5 protein-coding genes are annotated in these 5579 nt (G+C 37.9%); all 5 read left to right on the forward strand.

The window, feature by feature from the left end; translation table 11 throughout:
- Positions 1 to 208 precede the first annotated feature (208 nt).
- On the forward strand, positions 209 to 1825 hold the full coding sequence (locus tag ABZA26_RS06520) for a peptide ABC transporter substrate-binding protein (RefSeq protein WP_372713714.1): 1617 nt from the start codon (positions 209 to 211) through the stop codon (positions 1823 to 1825).
- A gap of 91 nt (positions 1826 to 1916) precedes the next feature.
- Positions 1917 to 2861 (forward strand): ABC transporter permease, encoded by a 945-nt coding sequence (locus ABZA26_RS06525; protein WP_372713715.1) that lies wholly within the window; start codon positions 1917 to 1919, stop codon positions 2859 to 2861.
- Positions 2854 to 3867 (forward strand): oligopeptide ABC transporter permease, encoded by a 1014-nt coding sequence (gene opp3C / locus ABZA26_RS06530; RefSeq protein ID WP_372713716.1) that lies wholly within the window; start codon positions 2854 to 2856, stop codon positions 3865 to 3867. Before ABZA26_RS06525 ends, opp3C begins: the two co-directional genes overlap by 8 nt.
- Positions 3868 to 3878: 11 nt before the next feature.
- Entirely contained in the window at positions 3879 to 4895 is a 1017-nt protein-coding gene (locus ABZA26_RS06535; RefSeq protein WP_372713717.1) for an ABC transporter ATP-binding protein, read from the forward strand.
- 23 nt (positions 4896 to 4918) lie between these two features.
- Positions 4919 to 5579: ATP-binding cassette domain-containing protein (locus tag ABZA26_RS06540; RefSeq protein ID WP_372713718.1), on the forward strand; the 661-nt coding region annotated here is incomplete at its 3' end.

The raw sequence follows: 5579 nt of genomic DNA on the forward strand, positions 1-5579 counted from the left end.
GAGATTGTATTTTTTTTAAAAAGATAAAACTTTTTTTAATATATTGTTTTTTTATTGTTATAAGGGTGTTATACTTTAGAGTGTTTCAAGATGTTTTTAATCTGAAATAGCTTTTTAATGGATCTGGTTACAAAAAATCAGAAAGATATTTATGAGTTTACTCAACAAGGATTTTAAATTATAAACTTTATTAACGAGGGGGAATTTTATGAAAAAGCATTTATCCTTGATCGCCTTTATGATGGTGATCATATTCGGAGCTGTTGCTTGCGGTAAAAAAGCAGAACCGGATAAAAAATATTTAAGAATTGCCAAAGATGTGGAACTGGCATCTATGGATCAACACGAGGCTTCAGACGGACTCTCTTTAGCGATGATAGCTGCCACCATAGAAGGACTCTACAGCGTAGATGCTGCAGGAACACCTATTCCGGCTATAGCTGAATCTTATGAGGTTTCAGAAGATGGTCTGAATTATATATTTCACATGAGAAAAGATGCCAAGTGGTCAAACGGAACTCCCGTAACTGCAAATGATTTTGTTTTTGCATGGAGAAGACTTATAGATCCGGCTATTGCCAGTGAATATAACTTTATTATGGATATAGCTTCTGTAAAAAATGCTTCAAAGATAATAGCAGGGGAGCTTAAAACAGATGAACTCGGAGTAAAAGCACTAGATGAAAATACTCTAGAGGTGAATTTAGAGGTTCCAGTACCTTATTTTTTAAATCTAATGTCATTTCCTTCTTTCTTTCCTATGAATGAAAAATTTGTAGCAGAAAAAGGTGACCAGTATGCTATGACACCTGCGGACCTATTGGCTAGTGGTCCTTTTAAAATGGTGGAGTGGAACAGAGGTTACGGATTTAAACTTGACAAAAATGCAGACTACTACGATGCTGCAAATATAAAAATAGACGGATTGGATATACGTATTATCAAGGATAATCAGACTGCAGCTTTAAAGTTTGATAAAAATGAACTGGACCTTGTAAAACTTTCTGCAGAACTTGTAGACAAGTATAAATCAAATGACGCTTTGATTCAGGTTCCGGCTGGATACCTGTGGTATATGTCTCCAAATTTCAAAAATGAGATATTTTCAAATGTTAATGCAAGAAAAGCATTATCACACGCTGTAAACAAGCAGTACATTGTTGATAATATAATGAATGACGGTTCTACAGCGGCGGACTTCATAGTTCCTGTAGGTCTTGCGACAGGTCCTGATGCGAAAGATTTCCGTGCAACTTCTGATTCGTATACTAAATATGACAAGGAAAAAGCTCTGGAGTACTGGAATAAAGCCAAATCAGAACTTAAAGTCGATAAAATGGAGATAGAGATAGTATTTGATGACTTTGAAAGTAACAAAAAAATAGCAGAATTTATACAGTCTGAACTTCAGATAAATCTTCCTGGATTAGAGGTCAAGCTAAAAGCTCAGCCAAAGAAAAATCGTCTGGCTCTAATGCGTAGCGGGGATTATGATCTTGGAATTACACGTTGGGGACCGGATTTTGCAGATCCACTTACTTATTTAGGGATGTTTGAATCAGGTAATCCTACAAACTACCCTCAATACAGCAACAAAGCATACGATAAAATGATTTTTGATGTATCAAAAGGAGAGCTTGCTTCAAAACCTGAAGCACGTTGGGAAATGATGAAAACTGCAGAAAGACTTCTTGTGGAAGAGGATGCAGCAGTGGCACCTCTGTATCAGAGAGGTTACACATACTTACAAAACACAAAAGTAAAAGGTGTTGAAAACCACTCTGTGGGAGTAGATATCTATAGAAATGTAACTATTCAAGACTAAAACTAAGTTTATCTGATAAAGCCATAGGCGGCGAAAGTCAAGGCCTATGGCTTTATTACAATATTTGGACTAAAAAAAGGAGTTGAGATACATGCTGAAATATATCGGAAAGCGATTACTGATTTCAGTAGCGACCCTGTGGGTCATCCTGACGATACTATTTTTACTTCTAGAATTAATGCCAGGTTCTCCTTTTAACGATGAGAAGCTAAACAGAGATCAAAAAATACTGTTAGATCAAAAGTACGGGCTAGATAAACCTCTTCCTCTGAGATATTCTAAATATCTTAAAAACATTGTTTTAAAAGGGGATTTCGGAGATTCTTATACCATACAGAAAAACTATCCTGTTATAGAGATTATAAATAAAAGGCTGGCTGTTTCCGCCCGACTGGGATTTCAAGCACTGATATTCGGATCTCTGATAGGAGTTGTCTTAGGTGCCATAGCAGCTATCTACAGAAATACCATATGGGACACCCTGACCACGATGTTTGCAGTTATAGGGGTATCGGTACCATCCTATGTATTTGCACTGGGACTGAGCTACTTTTTAGGATACAAGCTGTCATGGTTTCCATTTACTTATGATATTTATGCACCCATTGAGTCTAGTGTCCTTCCCACAATGGCCCTGGCAATGTTTGTAGTAGCAACTGTTGCCCGGTTTATGAGAACCGAACTGGTGGAAGTTTTGGGATCAGATTATATTTTACTGGCAGAAACAAAAGGACTTACAATGAGAAAAGTCATAGTAAGGCACTCTATAAGAAACGCTCTGATCCCGGTAATAACTGTGTTGGGACCTCTGACTGTAGGGCTTATGACAGGTTCCCTTGTTATTGAAAGAATCTTTGGTATTCCAGGGGTGGGAGATTTGCTTGTAACTGCTATCAGTGTAAATGATTTTAATGTAATAATAGCAATATCATTTTTCTACAGTATATTTTATATTTTTATGATGTTGATTATAGACGTCTTATACGGAGTAATTGACCCTAGAATCAGAGTAACAGGAGGGGATTCTAATGGATAAAAATATAAAGGTATATAACAAAGAGATGTTTGAACGTGTTTTTTCAAAAGAGGAAATTCAAAAAGATATTGTGTATCAAGGTGTCAGTTTCTGGAAAGATGTAAGGCTCCGTTTCAATCAAAATAAGGGAGCAATTTTTGGGATTATTATGATTTCAGTTATAGTTATTTTTGCAATACTAGGACCACATATGAACGATCATACCTATAGGAGCATCGAGCAACAACACTCAAATTTACCTCCTAGAATAGCAGTGGTGGAAAAATTTGGTGTTTTTGACGGAACACTTGAAGGAAATAATGTATATGAGGAAAAAGGTCTTGATAATGTGTACTACTGGTTTGGAACAGACAGTCTTGGAAGGGACATCTGGACCCGTGTGTGGATAGGAACTAGAGTTTCTCTTTATATAGCACTCTTAGCTGTGATAATAGATATGTTCATAGGGATGGGATACGGTCTTATTTCCGGCTATGTAGGAGGCAGAACCGATACAGTGATGCAGAGGATAATCGAGATTATGAGCGGAATACCCAATCTTGTTATTGTCACTCTGTTTGTAATGGTTATGAATCCAGGAATATTATCTATTTCTCTGGCATTGGTCATTACAGGATGGATTGGGATGAGCCGTGTTGTACGTTCACAGGTTCTGAAGATGAAAGAACTTGATTTTATACTGGCTTCCAAGACTTTGGGGGCAAGCTCAAAGCAGATTATCACAAAAGATCTCCTTCCAAATATTTTCGGACAGGTTATTATTATGAGTATGTTTTCTATTCCAAACGCCATTTTTTATGAATCATTTTTGGCATTTATAGGATTGGGACTACAGCCACCAATGGCATCCCTGGGAGTACTCATAAGCGATGGATATAAATCGGTACTGGTTTACCCGTACATGATAGTGACACCTATTCTTGTCCTGGCTCTTCTGATGCTTAGTTTTAATCTAGTGGCAGACGGACTGAGAGATGCATTGGATCCAAAAATGAAACAACAATAAGAGGTGGCAAAATGGATAAAAATAAAATAATCGAAATAAAAAATTTACATGTTTCTTTTCAGACACATAACGGGAAGGTATCTGCCATAAGAGGGGTAGATCTAGATCTGTATGAAGGAGAAACACTTGCAATAGTAGGTGAAAGCGGATCTGGGAAATCTGTGACAACTAAGGTTCTCATGGGGATTCTGGCAAAAAACGGAACAATCGACCAGGGAGAAGTTCTCTTTGAAAATAAAGATCTCACGAAACTTTCTCAAAAAGAGATGGTGGCAATACGTGGTAAAAAAATTGCAATGATTTTCCAGGACCCCATGACATCTCTGAATCCAACTATGACCATAGGAAAACAGATAGCAGAATGTCTGGTGGAAAATCAGAATAAATCAAAAAAAGAGGCAAAGGAAAAAGCTCTTGAATTGATAGACTTAGTGGGGATAACCAGCCCGGAAAAAAGATTTAAACAATATCCGCATCAACTGAGCGGAGGTATGCGTCAGAGGGTGGTTATAGCCATAGCTCTTGCCTGTAATCCACAGGTATTAATTGCAGATGAACCTACAACAGCTCTTGATGTGACTATTCAGGCACAGATTATAGACCTGATAAAAGAACTGCAGGAGAAGCTGAAAATTTCAATAATTTTTATTACACATGACCTGGGAGTGGTTGCAAATGTGGCAGACCGTGTAGCTGTTATGTATGCAGGGAAGATTGTAGAATACGGGAAGTCTGAGGAGATATTTTTTGACCCGAGACACCCCTATACCTGGGGACTTTTGGCCTCTATGCCAAACCTAGAATCAGAGGGAGAGGAACTCTATGCTATTCCCGGATCTCCGACGAATCTGCTCTATCCTCCCAAAGGGGATGCCTTTGCAGTCCGAAGTGAATATGCACTTAAGATTGATTTTGAAGAACAGCCTCCATTTTTTAAAGTAAGTGACACACATTATGCCGCCACCTGGCTGCTTCATGAAAATGCTCCGAAGATAGAGCTGCCACATGTTCTAAAAGAACAGATTTAAAGGATAGAAAGAGGTGCAGATAAATGAATGATAAAAATCAGGTAATCTTACAAGTAAGAGACCTTAAGCAGTATTTTCCCATGGGTAAAAAGTCAGTTGTAAAAGCAGTGGACGGCATTTCATTTGATGTGTATAGAGGTGAGACACTAGGACTGGTTGGTGAGAGCGGGTCTGGAAAATCCACAACTGGAAGAAGCATAATCCGTCTATACAAGCCCACAGGGGGAGAGGTTATTTTTCGTGATGAAAAAATATCCGGAAAGATAGATAAGAATATAGAGGTTATGCTGCGGACAAAAATGCAGATGATTTTTCAGGATCCAATGGCTTCGTTAAATCCTAGAAAAAAAGTTCTTGATATAATAGCACAGGGACTTGATATTCACGGGCTGTATAAAGACGAAGATGAACGTAATAAAAAAGTTTATGAGATACTGGAAACTGTAGGATTAGCAAAAGAACATGCCCACAGATATCCCCATGAGTTCAGCGGAGGTCAGAGGCAGAGAATAGGAATAGCCAGAGCAGTAGTTATGGAGCCTGATTTTATTATTGCCGATGAAGCAATAAGTGCCTTGGATGTTTCCATACAGGCCCAGGTTATAAATCTTTTGAAAAAAATGCAGAATGAGAGAAATCTTACTTATATATTTATAGCCCATGATCTTTCCATGGTAAAGTATA

Origin of the sequence: Ilyobacter sp. (assembly GCF_041583315.1) — a bacterium.
Classification (GTDB): Bacteria; Fusobacteriota; Fusobacteriia; order Fusobacteriales; family Fusobacteriaceae; genus Ilyobacter.

What these genes read in the sequence shown, in the direction of transcription:
- ABZA26_RS06535 (WP_372713717.1), top strand. Translation starts at nt 3,879, where the DNA reads ATGGATAAAAATAAAATAATCGAAATAAAAAATTTACATGTTTCTTTT.
- opp3C (WP_372713716.1), top strand. Translation starts at nt 2,854, where the DNA reads ATGGATAAAAATATAAAGGTATATAACAAAGAGATGTTTGAACGTGTT.
- ABZA26_RS06525 (WP_372713715.1), top strand. Translation starts at nt 1,917, where the DNA reads ATGCTGAAATATATCGGAAAGCGATTACTGATTTCAGTAGCGACCCTG.
- ABZA26_RS06520 (WP_372713714.1), top strand. Translation starts at nt 209, where the DNA reads ATGAAAAAGCATTTATCCTTGATCGCCTTTATGATGGTGATCATATTC.